Origin of the sequence: Empedobacter sp. UBA7248 (assembly GCF_002472945.1) — a bacterium.
In the GTDB taxonomy this organism is placed as follows: domain Bacteria; phylum Bacteroidota; class Bacteroidia; order Flavobacteriales; family Weeksellaceae; genus Empedobacter; species Empedobacter falsenii_C.
Window position 1 is genome coordinate 21,940 of the sequence record NZ_DKSU01000006.1, and the last position, 15,005, is coordinate 36,944.

Below are 15,005 nucleotides of genomic sequence, written 5' to 3' on the forward strand. Positions count from 1 at the left end.
TTCGAGACCCATCATTCACCCAGATAAAATCTCAATTTCAGTAGAAGTTGAGATTTTTTTTTATTTAATGTTTCATAATAATATATTTTTACCAAAATATTAAATAAAATGCTCTATGAATGAAATCTCTAAACTATCAAACTCTCTCGAGTTAACTCTAAAAGATTCAGAACTTCAAAATGTTTCAATAGATTTATTTGAAACTTTAATTGATTCTATTCTTTCAGAAGGGATTTTAAAAGATATACCAATAATTGGCACAATAGTCGGTCTTACAAAAGCATCTATAAACTTTAAAGATCGATTATTTATAAAAAAGTTGATGTATTTTATATCTGAGATTAAAGAAATTGATATTGAAAAGAGAAAAAAAATGATAAGTAAAATAGACTCATCAGAAAAAATAAAGATTAAAGTTGGAGAAAAATTAATCTATATTTTAGATAAATGTGATGATCATATTGTTTCTCAATACACAGGAATGTTGTTTAAATCTTTTTTAAATGAAAAATTACAGTACGAAGATTTCTTAAGGGGAGTACAAATTATTCAAAAAATATATATTGGAGATTTAGAAAGGTTTATAGATTCTGAATATTCTGAAATTGAAAATAATATAACATCTTATAATCCTGGTTTATCAGACTTTCAAAGTAGCTTAATAAATGTAGGTATATGTGCATCTGAAACTGGAGAAATAAATGTAAGAGATCAAGATGATTGGAAATCTTATGAAAAGTATATAGTAGAAGGCGGAGATGAAATTATTTACTTAACTGAAATTGGTATAAAGCTAAAAAATAATTTATCTAAAATTTAAGAATATTGAATCTTAGATTCTTTTCTCCTTAAATTTACCAAAACATTTAAAATGAAAAAATCATCAATATTCTTGGGATTGATTGCTTTTGCTGGAGTTTTAAGCTCTTGTTCAACTCAAAAAGCAGCAACAGAATCAACTCAAACCTCAACAGAAATGACAAAAGATTACGCTTTTCAATATTATGCTCAAGTTCCATTAACAACAGATATTTCGCATTTAACAAAAAATGAGAAAGAGATTTTACGTTTGATGTTCAAAACAGCCGATATTATGGACGATTTATTTTGGCAACAAGCTTATGGTGCTAAAATAGATTTGATGGATGAAACGAAAGGTGAAGCCAAGGAATATGCAAAAATAAATTATGGCCCTTGGGATAGATTGAATAACGAAGCGCCTTTTATAAACGGTATTGGAGCAAAACCTGCAGGTGCAACTTTCTATCCTATTAATATGACGAAAGAGGAATTTGAACAAGCAAATATCAAAGATGGTAAATCGCCCTACTCTATTATTCGTCGTAATCGAGAAGGAAAATTATATTCGATTCCGTATAGCGAAAATTTCAAAAATCAATTATCAAAAGCCGCTGAATATTTGACAAAAGCTTCTGAATTAGCAGAAGATGCTGGACTTAAAAATTATTTAAAATTACGTGCTGCAGCTTTGATGAGTGATGATTTCTATGCAAGTGATTTGGCTTGGATGGATATGAAAAATGCAAACATTGATATGGTGGTTGGTCCTATAGAAAATTATGAAGATCAATTATTTGGATACAAAACTTCTTATTCAGCTTATATTTTGGTAAAAGACATCGAATGGTCGAAAAAATTGGCAAAATTTGTTCAATATTTACCAGAATTACAGAAGAATTTACCTGTTTCTGCAAACTACAAAAAAGAAGTTCCTGGAACTGATTCTGATCTTAATGCCTATGATGTTGTGTATTATGCGGGAGATTGTAACGCTGCTGGAAAAACAATTGCGATTAATTTGCCAAATGATGAAAAAGTTCAATTGGAAAAAGGAACGCGCCGTTTGCAATTAAAAAATGCTATGAAAGCCAAGTTTGATAAAATTCTTGCACCTATTGCGACTGCTTTGATTGATGAAAGCCAACAGAAAAACATCAAATTTGATGCATTCTTTTCTAATGTTATGTTTCACGAAGTGGCGCATGGTTTAGGAATCAAAAATACGGTGAATGGAAAAGGTTCAGTTCGTGATGCTTTAAAAGAAGCTAATTCAGCTTTAGAAGAAGGAAAGGCAGATATTCTTGGTTTGTATATGGTCAATCAATTATTGAAAAAAAGAGAATTGACAGGAACACAAGAAGATTATTTTGTGACTTTCTTGGCCGGAATTTTACGTTCAGTTCGTTTTGGAGCGAGTTCTGCTCATGGACAAGCAAATATGATTGCGTTCAACTATTTTGCTGAAAATGGTGCTTTCGAAAAAACTGCAAATGGACGTTACAAAGTAAATGTAGCTAAAATGGAAAAAGCAATGAATGGTTTATCAGAATTGATTTTAACCTTACAAGGAAATGGAGATTATGATGGTGTGAAAAAATTATATGCTGATAAAGGAATTATTCACGGCGATTTACAAAAAGATTTAGATGTCTTGAAAACGAAAAATATTCCTGTAGATGTTGTTTTCGAACAAGGTCCTAAAATGTTGGGATTGTAAAATAAATTCAACAAAAAAGCTTTCTCAGATCTGAGAAAGCTTTTTTGTTATTCATATAATTTCGTTGCAAAATCCTTCATCGGATTTCTAACTTTTTTCATTGGTGCTAACCAATCTTCACTATCTCGGTATCCCAAAGGAAGCATCAAAACACTTCGCATTCCTTTTTCTTTCAAATCAAGCAAATCATCCAATTCAGCATTATCAAAACCTTCCATTGGCGTACTATCAATTTTCAATTCTGCTGCTTGAGCAAGAGCAAAACCTAATCCAATGTATGCTTGACGAGCAGTATGCGCAAAATTTTCTTCAGAAGTTTGAGGTAAATAAATTCCTTTCAATTTATCCGTATATGAACCAAAACGACCTCTTGGCAAATCTCTCTCATCCGTTGTGTAATCGTAAATTGCATCAATACGATCTTCTGTATAACGATCCCAAGCCACGAAAACTAATAAATGCGAACAATCTACAATCGCTTGCTGATCATAGGCAATTGGAACAATTTTTTGTTGCAATTCTTTGTTCTTAATAACTAAAATTCTGAACTGTTGCAAACCTGATGAAGTTGGCGCTAAACGAGCGGCTTCAACAATTTTTTTAACGTCTTCTTCTTCAACAATCAAAGACGGATCATATTTTTTTGTGGCGTAACGCCATTTCAAATCATCTATTAAAGACATAATTACTTATTTAAAATCTTTCTAAAAATACATCAAAAAAGTAATCGATCAACCAAAAAATATGCTAAAATTTATGTTATTTATCTTGTTTCCATTCCAAAAAATAACTTCCAGTTGCATTCGTAGAATTCCAACGAACTTGATAATCACCTTTTGCTAAATCAACTGTAAAATTTTCTTCTTTCGAATTTGCAAGTTGACGATTAAACACAACTTCATTATTTTGATCGACAATTTCAAAATTCATTTCGCCTTCTAATTTGATATTCGAATGAAAATTAACAGTTAAGCTTTTCGAAATATTTAACTTAATATAACTCGTTCCAGAAGCATCTTCAAACTTCGCTTTTGTCCAATTATCGCCATTCGAATTCGACCATTTCGAATCTCCAACTCCTTTGTCAAAAAAAGTTCCTTGCGATTTGATATTTGGATTATCCACTTTTCTATAAAAATTATTCGAGTCCACATCTGCATTAACTTTTACTGTAATACATGATTGTAACGAAATCATTGCGATAATAAGTGCTATTTTTTTCATATTAGTTTCTCTTTTACTAAATAGATGCAGCATTTTGAAAAAAGTTACAGCAAACAAATATTTTTAAATCATTTTTGATATGCGTAACTTTCGCAAAATATTCTGATGAACGATACTACAGCTCAATTTTTGCAAGAAAACTTTACTCAAAAAGCAATTGAAAGTTTAACTCAACTTTCAGGAGGAGGTTCGGCTCGAGTTTATTCGAGATTTTTTGATCAAAATCAGTCGTATATTTTGGCTGAAAGCTCTAATATCGAAGAAAATAAAGTGTTTATTCAGTTTTCATTAGATTTAAAAAAAGTCATCAATAATATACCGGAAATTGTTTCAGTTTCAGAAGATTTCACAACCTATGTTCAAACAGATTTTGGCGACGAAACTTTGATGAATGTTGTCTTGAATGATTTCGAAAAAGCAAAACCTTATTATTTTAAGACTTTAGAAAAATTAGCAATTGCTCAAATTCAAGGTGCAACTAAAATCGATTTTAATCATACTTTTTCATATCCAAAATTAGATAAAACATTAATTTTAAGAGATTTATTTCAGTTTAATTTTTACTTTTTAGATGTCTTAGGAATCGATTACAATGCAGGAAAATTAATCAAAGATTTTGATCGTTTTGCGTCTCAATTTGATAAACTTTCGCCACAAGGTTTTGTGTTCAGAGATTTCCAAACGCGCAACATTATGATCTATCAAAACGAACCTTATTTTATCGATTATCAAGGCGGTTTGTATGGACCTGTTGTCTATGATTTGGTTTCTTTAATTTGGCAAGCAAAAGCCAATTTACCGTTTGAATTTAAGAAAGAATTGTACGAATTTTATTACCAAGAATTAACTAAACAAATTCCGACTTTGGTTCCGATAGATTTTCGTCAATCGTACGAATATTGTGTAGTTGCTCGACTTTTACAAGTTTTAGGAACCTATGGGTTGAGAGGAATTATTGAAAGAAAAAAACACTTTTTAGAAAGCATTTCGTTTGGGCTTAAAAACTTAGAATCTATAATCGATTATCCTATATTACAAAATTATCCAGAATTAAAACATATTATAAAAATCCTTGTTCTTCCAGAAACGTTAGAACGCATAAATCATAAAATAAATGGCTAAATTAAATATCAACGTTCGTAGTTTTTCGTACAAAAAAGGAATTCCAACTGATCCAACAGGAAATGGCGGAGGTTTTGCTTTTGATTGTCGTGGAATCTTAAATCCAGGACGTATTAAGGAATATAAAACGCAAACAGGGCGCGACGAAGACGTTAAAAAATACTTGGAAACAGAAACTAAAATTGCAGTTTTTTTAGAAGGCGTTTTTCAAATTATTGACATTTCAATTGAAGATTATTTGCAACGTGATTTTGAGAATTTAGAAATAAATTTTGGTTGTACAGGCGGGCAACATCGTTCGGTTTATTCTGCTGATGCGACTGCAAAACATATTCAAGAAAAATTTCCAGAAGCGCAAGTTACGTTACATCATGTTGTACAAGAGGAAAAAAATTGGATAAACGAGACGTATTAATATGAAAGCAATGATTTTTGCAGCGGGTCTTGGGACTCGTTTAAAACCATTTACTGACAATCATCCCAAAGCTTTAGCCGTTGTAAATGAAAAACCTCTTTTGCAGCGAAATATCGAATATTTGAAATCTTTTGGCATTGAAGAAATCGTGATTAACGTGCATCATTTTGCAGATCAAATCATTGAATTTTTAGAAGAAAATAATTATTTCGGAATTGAGATTACTATTTCTGATGAAACGGATCAAGTTCTTGAAACTGGTGGTGGTTTGGTGAAAGCAAAAGCTAATTTTGAGGAAGATTTTTTGGTGATGAATGTTGATATTTTAACAGATCTAAATCTTGCTGATTTTATCAAAGCACATCAAGAAAATAAAGCATTGGTAACCTTGGCTGTTTCGGATAGAAATTCATCTCGCAAACTATTTTTTAATAAGCAAAATGAATTGAAAGGTTGGCGAAATCTGAAAACCGAAGAAGAAATAAAAGCTGTAGATTCCTTAGACAATTGCAAAGATTTGGCTTTTAGTGGAATTCATGTTATTTCTCCAGCACTTTTTGATAAAATTACAGAGAAAGGCAAATTTTCTATCATGAAAGTCTATATGGATTTAATGCAAACTGAATCAATTCTTGGTTTTGACCATTCTGGCGGAATTTTAATCGATGTTGGTCGACCAGAAAGTGTATTAGAAGCTGAAAACTATTTTAAATAAATCAAAAACTCAATTCGATGAATTGAGTTTTTTTTTGCAAAAAGTTTATATATCTTAGACCGAATGAAATACATCAATTATTTTGTCTATTTAACTATTGTTGTAGTGATAATTCTCGCTTCAATAATTTACTTTTCTTTCAAAACTAAAGTTGGGAATATTCATAAAAAAGAAATTATCGATAAAGGCACTTCTTTCGAGCCTTGTTCGTCTAAGATTTATCAATATTATAGCACAAAAGCGGGGTACAGAACAGAACGTTATGGCATTCGTAAAGCTATTTCTGAACCAATTCATCAATTAAACTTCCCTAATTTTTCTGGAAATATAAATGTTCGTTTTGTGATTAATTGTAAAAATGAAATTGGCTATTTCAGAATTAAAGCAGTTGACCAAGATTATAAAAAAGTTGAAATTTCTGATGATTTGCAAAAGAAAATTGTTGCGATTATTCAGCAATTAAATGATTGGAACGGGAAAAATGAAGATTCATATTATCAAATACAAATAAAGTTAAAGAATGGAAAAGTTGAAGACATTTTTTAAGTCGAAAACGTGGCGAATTATTTGGGGAACATTGAAATTATTTATTTCTATTCCAATCTTTTGTGTAAGTGTTTTTTACATTAACAAATTCTTATTTTCTTCTAACAATAAATTGTTTGTATTTGCTGGTGATACACAAGGCTCTTATTATTCTGAATTTATGTTTGATCGTTTATTAAAATCAGAACCTAAGAATTCTAAATTTTGGTGGGAATCATCAGTTGCATACAATAAAAGAGGAGATTTTGAAGAAGGAATGCGTCGCTTAAATAAGGCAAATTCTTTAAACGCTACAGATCATTTAGGTTATACGGGTTGGATTAAATATACAAAACTAAAAGATTACGAAAATGCCTTAAAAGATTTTCATCGATTGGATAAATTGTCAAATATTGTGGAATATCCTTGGGGCGAGAATATTTATTTTCAAATGGGAATTTGTTATCAAGGTTTAGGAAATTATGATTCCGCGATTATTTATTATGATAAATTTATTGCGTCCGAAAAAAATCCTAATAATATCTATCCAAGAATGTACACTTATCGTGGAAAAATTGAAGCTGATCGAAAAAATTATTCAAAAGCTTTAGATTTTTACAATAAAACAATCGATTTAGATAAAAATATTGCGGAAGCCTATTATTATAAAGCCGAAACGTACCGACTTACTAATCAAAAAGATTCAGCTAAAGTAAATTATAATAAAAGTTTAGATTTAATCAGAAATAATTATAAAAATCAAGATGCTTATGATGAAGTATTTTTAGAAATTTATGATACAGAAATTCATGATAAATTGAAGAAATTGTAAATTATCAATATACCTAAAAATAAAATTTGTACAATAATTTTATTCTTCTACTTTTGCGGAAATAATTAACATATTTACATTATAATTCTACACATGAAAAAACTTACAATCGCTCTGTTCTTAGGAGGATTATTCTCTTTCACAAGTTGTGCAACTATTATTTCTGGATCTAAACAAAAAGTTAGCTTTACAAGTAATCCGTCTGAGGCAACAGTTTATATTAACGAGTCTGAAATTGGAAAAACACCAGTTGAGACTAAATTAGCAAGAAAAAACAATTATGATGTTAAAATTGTTTTAGATGGATACCAACCTTTTGAGACAAAAATCACAAAGAAATTCAACGCTTGGTATTTAGGTAACATTATGTTTGGAGGAGTAATTGGTTTTATTGTAGATCCTGCAACAGGAGCTATGTTTAGATTAACTCCAAAACAAATAGAAGCTGAAATGGCTCAAGGAACTGCCTTCAAACAAAAAGGTGATCATATTTACTTTGCTGTAAAATTGGATATTGATCCTTCTTGGGAAAAAGTAGCTCAATTGAAAAAATAATATATAAAGCCTCTATTTCAGAGGCTTTTGTTTTTTAATAAAACTCTCCATCTACATAAAACCATTTTCCATTTTCTTGCACAAATGTAGAAAGCTCGTCATGTTCGTAGATTTCACCTTGTTTGTCTTGGTAATAAGCTCTAAATCGAACTTTATTATCTTTTGCAAAAACAATTTCTAACTTCAACCATTTATTCGATTTTGCCCAATCTTCGATATCACTAAAATCATTATTTTTTTGTGTAGAAGAATGTGTTGTATCAACTAAATATTCAGGCAAAACCATTGCAAAAGCAGCGTAACGAGAACGCATCAACTCTTCGGGAGTTTTTGGCAGTTCTTCATTCAAATGTAAAGGTTCGCAACAATTTTTATATTCTTTTCCAGAACAACAAGGACAATTCATTTTATTCTTTATTTTTTGCAAAGATACTGTTTACTTGTCTTTGTGGTAATGATAATGATCCTGAATCACCACTTGAATAAAATCAATATTCCCTAAACCATCACTTTTCACTTCCATTATTTCCTCCAGTTTTCGCGTTAATTTTAGTAGAATATCATAATTATTATTGTGTAAAGCAGACGTAAAATTTTCTTTTACAATATTAATATCACGATCAGACAAGCGATAAACTTCCGGAAAACGAATTTTATAAGTTTCAGAAACTTCAGCAAAAATGGTTTGTGATAAATCTAATTTCGGATTCAAGTCAATCAAACACGTATTCGCAACAATATCACCTAAACGTTGACCATTTTTATTAATAATCATTGTAATCAAAGCAATAAGTCCAGTAAATAAAAACAATTCTACAATACCAATCACCCAACGTAAGAAATAATCGAAATTATTGGCGCGGTTTCCATCCATTCGTATTACACGAATCTTCATGATCCATTTTCCAACAGTTTGCCCTTTCATCAAAATCTCTAAAATCAACGGATAAAGTAAAAATATAAAACCTATTATACTATAAATACCCATTCGAAACCATTCGTCTCTATTCGGAATAAACTCCGAAAAATAAGACATGCCGTAAACTAATACGATCCGGATAATCATATCAATAATATAAGCCAGTAAACGTTTTCCGAGTGGCGCAATATTATAAGCAATTTGCACGTTTTGTGGTGTATTGACTAAAAGTTTATTCATATATTTGGTTCATTAACAACTACTCTACTATGAGAGAAGCGCATTTTATTGATAAAAATAAGGCGAAATGGTCTGATATTGAACATAATTTGAAAAATAAAATTGATGTTCATCCAGATATTTTAGCAAAAAACTACATCGAAATTACAAATGATTTGGCGTTTGCTCAAACTTATTACCCAAAAAGTAAGACAAAAGATTATTTGAACGAGTTAGCTTTATTTGCGCATCAGTCAATTTACAAAGATCAACGAACTTCTGGAAATCAATTTGTACAGTTTTTCAAAGAAGATGTGCCAAATGTAGTCTACAAAAATCACAAAATGTTGTTATATTCATTCCTGATTTTTGCTTTAGCGGTTTTAATTGGCGTTTTATCATCGCATTTCGATCCAGATTTTACACGATTAATTTTAGGAAATCAATATGTAGACGAAACGTTAATGAATATCAAAAAAGGTGATCCTGCAGCAATTTACAAATCAGGAAGCCAGACAGGAAGTACATTAGCGATTACAATCAATAATATTCGAGTTGCTTTTTTTGCTTTTACATTGGGCTTATTTTTCAGTATTGGCTCAGGATATATTCTATTTTCGAACGGAATTATGTTAGGTGCATTTCATTATATGTTTTTCAAAGAAGGCGTTTTAGGAAAGGCGATGTCGGCAATTTGGATGCATGGAACAATCGAAATTTCGGTGATTATTATTGCAGGAGCTTGCGGTTTGATGTTAGGAAATGGCTTTATGTTTCCAAAAACTTTATCGCGAAGAAAATCACTCACAATCAAAGCGAAAGAAGCGGTAATGATTTTATTAAGCACTGTTCCAATGTTTATTATAGCTGGATTTATCGAAGGTTTTATTACGCGTTTATATCATGTAAATATTGTATTGAGTTTATCGGTTATAATCCTTTCATTAATCTTAATTATTTGGTATTATATCATTTATCCGATTCAAAAAAATAGACAAAAAACTTTTTCGTTCAATCAAACTTTAGAATCGAATGAAACAATTTAGACTATTTTTTACATTTACATTATTATTGATTCAATTCGTTGTTTTTGCACAAGAAAAAACAGCAGAATTTAAAGCATTCAAAGAAAAATATGCTGGAAAAGAATTTAATTACGAAGATGTTCCAAAACCTAAAAAAGAATTCGAACCTGGTTTTTTCTCAAAAATAATCGAAGGGATTTTTAGATTTCTTTCTTATTTGCCTTGGGAAATTATTTTCTATTTTGTAATTGGATTATTCTTAATTTTTCTTGCCACACGTATTTACAAAAATGGTGGAATTCTCAAACGAAATTCGAAAAAATTATATAACGAATCTGATTTTGATTTTATCGAAGAAAATTTAGCAGAAGTTAATTTGAATTCTTTAATCAATAAAGCAGAAACGGAGCAAAATTTTGCTTTAGCAATTCGTTATTTGCATTATCAAAATCTACAAAATTTAGATAAAAAAGGTTGGATTGAATGGGATCCAAAGAAAACAAATCAGCAATTTATCAATCAAATTAAAGACGAAAAATCAAAAATTTTATTCAATCAAAATACTAAAATTTTTAATCAAGTTTGGTTTGGAGAATTTAAAATTGATGAAAATAAATACCACGAATTCAAGACAAATTTCAATCAATTTAATCAATATTTAGCTTCATGAAAAAGAAATTAGGTATTCTATTAGGCGCGGTTTTATTGGTCGGAATTTTTGTATTTTCTTTCTCAAAACTTCGTTATAAACTTCCTAAATCATGGGATGTTAGCCTTTATCAAAATAGTAAAGATCCGTACGGATTATTTATTATGCACGAAGAACTTGGAAATTTATCCAATGGAAAAATGAAAGATTTGGAAAAACTTTCTGAATTAAAAATTGATCCTAAAAAAGCAAAAGATTATGCAGTTGTTGTGCTTGGTTCTGAGATTTATTTTGATACAGTTTCCAAAAATCTATTAAGCAAAATTGCCGAAAATGGCGGAATTGTGATGATTGCAGATTATTACGACAATTTTGGAGATGATACAAATGGACATGAAGAAGTTACCGAAGAAACGTATTCTACAGATACACCAACAACTGATTCTACGGAATCTGAAGAGAATATGTTGTACAATCAGACTATAAATATTAATGATAATTTCGAGCTTAGAACAAATAAATCTTTTAAAATAAAGAAGAAAAAAGAAATCGAACATCACTATTTTAGCGACATCACAAGTGATTCTGAAATTCTTGGAACACTTACTTATAAAGATAAAGCTTATCCAAATTATTTAAAAATAAAGCCAAAAGATTATAAAGGTTATTATTTGTATCACGCAGAACCGCTTTATTTTACGAATTATTATTTATTAAATGAAGACAGTTATTTCTATGCAAAATCAGTTTTAGAACCATTAAAAGGAAAAACTATTTTTTGGTACAATACCTCGAAAACTTATGCAGGAAGTTCGTCAATGATGCGTTTCATAATGGGAGAACCAGCTTTAAAAGCTGCTTGGATAACGCTATTGGTTTTACTTTTCTTCTTTTTAATTTTTAGAAGTAAACGCGAACAACGCATCATTCCAATTTATACCAAAGAAGAAAATCATACCGTCGAATTTGCTAAGACAATTTCTTCTTTATACCAAGAAAATGGAGAAGTAAAAGACATTGTTTCAAAGAAAATCGATTATTTTTTATACAAATTAAGAAAAACATTTTTAATCGAAACAGATGATATTACGAATAAACAATTCATTGAAATTGTTGCACAAAAAGCAAATTTAAGCCAAGAAGAATGTCTTGAAAAATTCACGATTCTTAAAAATATTTATCAAAAAAATCAACCAAATGAACACGATTTGAAAACTGTGTATCAAATCATCGAAAACTATAAACAAAAAGCAAATATCTAATGAGCGAAAATACATATCAACCATTCGAAAATAGAGTCGATTTTTCGGATGTACAACATAAAATGCAAGCGGTAAAAAATGAATTGAAAAAGGTAATTGTCGGGCAAGATGATATTATTGATCAATTGATTTTGGCTTTGCTTTCTAATGGACATTCTCTGATTGAAGGTTTGCCTGGAGTTGCCAAAACAATGATGGCAAAACTGTTGGCAAAAACGATAGATTCTGGTTTTAGTAGAATTCAGTTTACGCCAGATTTAATGCCTTCTGATGTGATTGGAACGTCTATTTTAAATTCTAAAATCAATGAATTTGAGTTCAAAAAAGGACCAATTTTCTCGAATATTATTTTGATTGATGAGATTAACCGTTCTCCTGCGAAAACTCAAGCGGCTCTATTCGAATCGATGTCAGAAAGACAAGTAACAGTAGACGGAACAACTTATCCTTTGCAAGCACCTTTTTTGGTTTTTGCAACTCAAAATCCAATCGAGCAAGAAGGAACGTATCGCTTACCAGAAGCACAATTGGATCGTTTTATGTTCAAGATTTATGTCAAATATCCTTCGTTAGAAAGTGAAATTGAATTATTGAAAGAACAACAAGAACGCAAAAATATCGACAAAGAATCGTTGGTAGAAAAAGTAATTTCAGGAAATGAAATTATCGAGTTCCAAAATCGAATAAAATCTGTTTTCGTACACGAAGCGTTAATTACATATATTGCGACAATTGTTCATCAAACCAGAATCGATCAAACCTTATATATGGGCGCATCGCCACGTGCTTCTATCGCGATTTTAGATGCAGCAAAATCTAATGCAGCGGTGAATGGACGCGATTTTGTGATTCCAGAAGATATCAAACAAATTGCACATACAATTTTGGGACACCGCGTTGTGATGGTTCCAGAAAAAGAGATGGAAGGTTTTACAACACAACATATTATTCAGCAAATTATTGATCGCGTAGAAATTCCTCGTTAATGAAATTTTTCAGAAGCTTATTTCTTACCAATCGCTTTTTTTATGCGGGATTATTGATTACATTTTGTTATGTGATCGCATTTTTTATACCTCCTATTTACATTATTGCAAAAATTTTGACACTTGTCTTTATCGTTAGTGTTATTGTCGAAATATTTTTGGTTTATATTCCTAAAACTTCCATTGAAGTTATTCGAAATTATCCAGAACGATTATCAAATGGCGATGAAAATGAATTGGAAATTTTCGTAACAAATCATTATCAATTTCCGCTGAATGTAAGGATTATAGAAGAGTTTCCTGTTCAATTACAATTAAGAGATTTTAAGTTTAGAAAACGATTTAAAAGTGGTCAAAATACTAAATTTGATTTCAAAATTCGACCAACAGAGCGAGGTTCGTATAAATTTGGATTAACAAATGTATTTATTTCTGTTTTTGGATTGATTGAGAAAAAAATCAAAATAAACGAACCAAATTCAATTGCGTGCTATCCTTCTTATTTGCAATTAAAACAATTTCAATTGTATTCTACCGCTCAGTTACAGAATCAATTTGGAATGAAAAGAATTCGAAAAATTGGAACAAATACAGAATTTGAAAATATAAAAAATTATACGATTGGTGACGAATATCGTTTAATCAATTGGAAAGCAACAGCGAAAGCAAATCGATTGATGGTAAATCAATTTCAGGAAGAAAAATCGCAGCCTGTTTATTCGTTAATTGATTTGGGAAGAACGATGCGAATGCCTTTTGATGGTTTAAAATTGTTGGATTATTCGATCAATTCGAGTTTAGTTGTTGCAAATATTTCACTTCAAAAAAATGAAAAGGCAGGTTTAATTACATTTAATAAAAGAATTCAAGATCACGTTGTTGCTGATCGAAAAAATCATCAAATGCAATTGATTTTAGAGAAATTATACAATGTACAAACTGATTTTTTGGAAAGTGATTTTGGACAATTATATGCCTATATCAAACGAAAATTAACGCAACGATCGCTTTTATTTATTTACACCAATTTTGAAACAATTGATGGTTTAGAACGTCAATTACCATATCTGAAATTGATTAAAAAATCACATGTTGTCGTTTTGATTCTTTTTAAAAATTCGGAATTGAAGAAATTAAATTATCAGAAAGCAAAAACTACAACTGACATTTATGATCAAACAATTGCCGAAAAGTTTAATTACGACAAAGAATTAATCATAAATCGTTTGCATCAATTTGGGATTTTAACCATTTATTGCGAACCACAAGAATTGTCTATTAACTTAATCAATAAATATTTAGAGATAAAAGCGCGAGGTTTATTTTAAAAAAAGATTTATTTAACCAATTATTTAGAAAAAAAAGCACAATTATTGCTTAAAGTAGGTCAATTTAATCTGAACAACCCATGAAAAAACTATTTCAGATCTTTTGTTTAATCTTAACAACAGGTCTTTTTGCGCAAACAAATTTTATCGAAAATAAAACACCTTCTACAAAGCGCGTAATCCTTTTGGACGCTGGACATGGAGGAACAGATACTGGCGTAAAAAAAGATGAATTTCAGGAAAAAGATATTGCGCTGAAAATTGCAGAAATTATTCAAGAAAAAAATCCTTTTACAGATGTTGACTTTGTATTATTGAGAAAAGGTGACGAACAAATTATCAATACAAGTCGTGCGAAAATGATTAATGAAATAAAACCTGATTTGGTTTTATCAATCCACGCAAATTATAATGTAAAAGATTCGAAAAAAGGAACAGAAATTCACCTTTCTCCGTTGAATCCTACTTTCGAAGAATGTAAAATACTTGGCGAAAAAATTGGAAAAAGTATAAGTTCTTTAGGTTTTGAAAACTTAGGAATTGTTGAAACAAATTCGAAAATATTACGAGATTCACAAGTTCCAATTATTATGATTGAAATCGGTTATTTGACAAATGACAATGACCGAAAAATCTTAACAAACGAAAGTAATTACCCTAAAATAGCAGATAAAATTTTTGAAGCATTGAAAAATTAGACATGAAAAAATC

18 protein-coding genes are annotated in these 15,005 nt (G+C 30.0%); 14 read left to right on the plus strand and 4 right to left on the minus strand.

Annotated elements, in window-relative coordinates; translation table 11 throughout:
* The first annotated feature begins 115 nt into the window (after positions 1 to 115).
* Positions 116 to 820, plus strand: coding sequence for a hypothetical protein (locus B4A23_RS04795; protein ID WP_291117519.1), 705 nt, complete (start codon positions 116 to 118; stop codon positions 818 to 820).
* Between the two features lie 51 nt (positions 821 to 871).
* Positions 872 to 2,518: a dipeptidyl-peptidase 3 family protein gene (locus B4A23_RS04800; protein ID WP_291117522.1), complete on the plus strand. Its 1,647-nt coding sequence runs from the start codon at positions 872 to 874 to the stop codon at positions 2,516 to 2,518.
* A gap of 47 nt (positions 2,519 to 2,565) precedes the next feature.
* On the opposite strand, the gene B4A23_RS04805 is transcribed toward B4A23_RS04800, so the two are convergent.
* Entirely contained in the window at positions 2,566 to 3,201 is a 636-nt protein-coding gene (locus tag B4A23_RS04805) for an NAD(P)H-dependent oxidoreductase (protein ID WP_114999737.1), read from the minus strand.
* 76 nt (positions 3,202 to 3,277) lie between these two features.
* Complete coding sequence (locus B4A23_RS04810) at positions 3,278 to 3,742, minus strand: hypothetical protein (RefSeq protein WP_291117526.1); 465 nt, start codon at positions 3,740 to 3,742, stop codon at positions 3,278 to 3,280.
* A 105-nt stretch (positions 3,743 to 3,847) separates the two neighbouring features.
* On the opposite strand from B4A23_RS04810, the gene B4A23_RS04815 reads away from it, so the two are divergent.
* The 6 genes from B4A23_RS04815 to B4A23_RS04840 all read left to right on the plus strand — a co-directional run bounded on the left by B4A23_RS04815 (position 3,848) and on the right by B4A23_RS04840 (position 7,906).
* A complete protein-coding gene (locus B4A23_RS04815) occupies positions 3,848 to 4,864 on the plus strand; it encodes an aminoglycoside phosphotransferase family protein (protein WP_291117530.1) in 1,017 nt (338 codons plus the stop codon).
* Positions 4,857 to 5,279: a RapZ C-terminal domain-containing protein gene (locus tag B4A23_RS04820; protein ID WP_291117533.1), complete on the plus strand. Its 423-nt coding sequence runs from the start codon at positions 4,857 to 4,859 to the stop codon at positions 5,277 to 5,279. The genes B4A23_RS04815 and B4A23_RS04820 overlap by 8 nt, the downstream gene beginning before the upstream one ends.
* Position 5,280: 1 nt before the next feature.
* Positions 5,281 to 5,994, plus strand: a complete 714-nt coding sequence (locus B4A23_RS04825) for a nucleotidyltransferase family protein (RefSeq protein WP_291117536.1) — start codon at positions 5,281 to 5,283, stop codon at positions 5,992 to 5,994.
* A gap of 63 nt (positions 5,995 to 6,057) precedes the next feature.
* Positions 6,058 to 6,540 (plus strand): hypothetical protein, encoded by a 483-nt coding sequence (locus B4A23_RS04830; RefSeq protein ID WP_291117538.1) that lies wholly within the window; start codon positions 6,058 to 6,060, stop codon positions 6,538 to 6,540.
* Positions 6,515 to 7,351, plus strand: coding sequence for a tetratricopeptide repeat protein (locus tag B4A23_RS04835; RefSeq protein ID WP_291117541.1), 837 nt, complete (start codon positions 6,515 to 6,517; stop codon positions 7,349 to 7,351). Before B4A23_RS04830 ends, B4A23_RS04835 begins: the two co-directional genes overlap by 26 nt.
* A gap of 93 nt (positions 7,352 to 7,444) precedes the next feature.
* Positions 7,445 to 7,906, plus strand: a complete 462-nt coding sequence (locus B4A23_RS04840; RefSeq protein WP_286484548.1) for a PEGA domain-containing protein — start codon at positions 7,445 to 7,447, stop codon at positions 7,904 to 7,906.
* Positions 7,907 to 7,940: 34 nt separating this feature from the next.
* Here B4A23_RS04840 and B4A23_RS04845 read toward each other — a convergent pair whose 3' ends face one another.
* Together B4A23_RS04845 and B4A23_RS04850 are read right to left on the minus strand one after the other, a co-directional pair.
* A complete protein-coding gene (locus B4A23_RS04845; RefSeq protein WP_291117545.1) occupies positions 7,941 to 8,312 on the minus strand; it encodes a YchJ family protein in 372 nt (123 codons plus the stop codon).
* A 30-nt stretch (positions 8,313 to 8,342) separates the two neighbouring features.
* A complete protein-coding gene (locus B4A23_RS04850; protein WP_114999751.1) occupies positions 8,343 to 9,065 on the minus strand; it encodes an RDD family protein in 723 nt (240 codons plus the stop codon).
* Between the two features lie 29 nt (positions 9,066 to 9,094).
* Between B4A23_RS04850 and B4A23_RS04855 the strand changes: the two genes are divergently transcribed.
* The 6 genes from B4A23_RS04855 (at position 9,095) to B4A23_RS04880 (ending at position 14,992) form a co-directional block, all read left to right on the plus strand.
* The gene (locus tag B4A23_RS04855) at positions 9,095 to 10,090 is read left to right on the plus strand and encodes a stage II sporulation protein M (RefSeq protein WP_291117548.1); all 996 of its coding nucleotides are present in this window, start codon (positions 9,095 to 9,097) and stop codon (positions 10,088 to 10,090) included.
* The gene (locus B4A23_RS04860) at positions 10,077 to 10,739 is read left to right on the plus strand and encodes a hypothetical protein (protein ID WP_180906296.1); all 663 of its coding nucleotides are present in this window, start codon (positions 10,077 to 10,079) and stop codon (positions 10,737 to 10,739) included. The genes B4A23_RS04855 and B4A23_RS04860 overlap by 14 nt, the downstream gene beginning before the upstream one ends.
* Positions 10,736 to 11,980: a hypothetical protein gene (locus tag B4A23_RS04865; RefSeq protein WP_291117550.1), complete on the plus strand. Its 1,245-nt coding sequence runs from the start codon at positions 10,736 to 10,738 to the stop codon at positions 11,978 to 11,980. The genes B4A23_RS04860 and B4A23_RS04865 overlap by 4 nt, the downstream gene beginning before the upstream one ends.
* Complete coding sequence (locus B4A23_RS04870) at positions 11,980 to 12,966, plus strand: AAA family ATPase (RefSeq protein ID WP_291117552.1); 987 nt, start codon at positions 11,980 to 11,982, stop codon at positions 12,964 to 12,966. Before B4A23_RS04865 ends, B4A23_RS04870 begins: the two co-directional genes overlap by 1 nt.
* Positions 12,966 to 14,294, plus strand: coding sequence for a DUF58 domain-containing protein (locus B4A23_RS04875; RefSeq protein ID WP_291117555.1), 1,329 nt, complete (start codon positions 12,966 to 12,968; stop codon positions 14,292 to 14,294). The genes B4A23_RS04870 and B4A23_RS04875 overlap by 1 nt, the downstream gene beginning before the upstream one ends.
* An 80-nt stretch (positions 14,295 to 14,374) precedes the next feature.
* A complete protein-coding gene (locus B4A23_RS04880) occupies positions 14,375 to 14,992 on the plus strand; it encodes an N-acetylmuramoyl-L-alanine amidase family protein (protein ID WP_291117558.1) in 618 nt (205 codons plus the stop codon).
* The last annotated feature ends 13 nt before the right edge of the window (positions 14,993 to 15,005 follow it).